Below are 678 nucleotides of genomic sequence, written 5' to 3' on the forward strand. Positions count from 1 at the left end.
TTGTCAACCTGAATGAGGCACCGTCGAGCGGTATTTACTGAGTGGCCTCCTCGGTGTCGTCGGGCTTGTTAATCCACGAGCCGCTGGGCAGTTTCGGTGGCTCGGGCGGCTTGCTGACGAACCGTTCCGGGTGTGCGTCGTAAGCGGCGTTTAGCACGCCGGCGCGCTTGGCGCGGATGATGACAGCGGTGCCGTAGTGCACGTCGGCGGGAACGTGTAAGCCCAGCCCGGTATGGCGATGTTCGTCGTTGTACCAGCCGAAGAAGACCTGGCAGTGCCTGCGGGCGGCCTCGATCGAGTCGAACCGGTCTGGAAAGTCGGGCCGGTACTTCAGCGTCTTGAACTGCGCTTCGCTGAACGGGTTGTCATCAGAGACATGCGGACGCGAATGCGACTGTGTGACACCAAGGTCGGCGAGCAGCAACGCTACCGGCTTGGAGGTCATCGACGAGCCCCTGTCGGCGTGGATGGTCAACTGGTCACGGCCGATGCCCTGCTTGGTGCATGTCTGGCGGATCAAAACCTCTGCAAGCGCGGCACTTTCGCGGCTGGCGACCATCCATCCGACCACGTAGCGCGAGAAGATGTCCAAGATCACGTACAGGTAGTACCAGCTCCATTTGGCCGGGCCACGCAGTTTGGTGATATCCCAGCTCCACACCTGGTTGGGCGCCAAGG

The 678-nt window shown here is 61.8% G+C and carries 1 protein-coding gene; it reads right to left on the reverse strand.

The annotated features are described in order from the left end of the window. Window positions 1–34: 34 nt before the first annotated feature. On the reverse strand, window positions 35–678 hold a 644-nt coding region (locus tag BST40_RS28435; RefSeq protein ID WP_142276876.1), incomplete at its 5' end, for a DDE-type integrase/transposase/recombinase.

It is taken from the genome of Mycobacterium persicum, assembly GCF_002086675.1.
GTDB classification, from domain to species: domain Bacteria; phylum Actinomycetota; class Actinomycetes; order Mycobacteriales; family Mycobacteriaceae; genus Mycobacterium; species Mycobacterium persicum.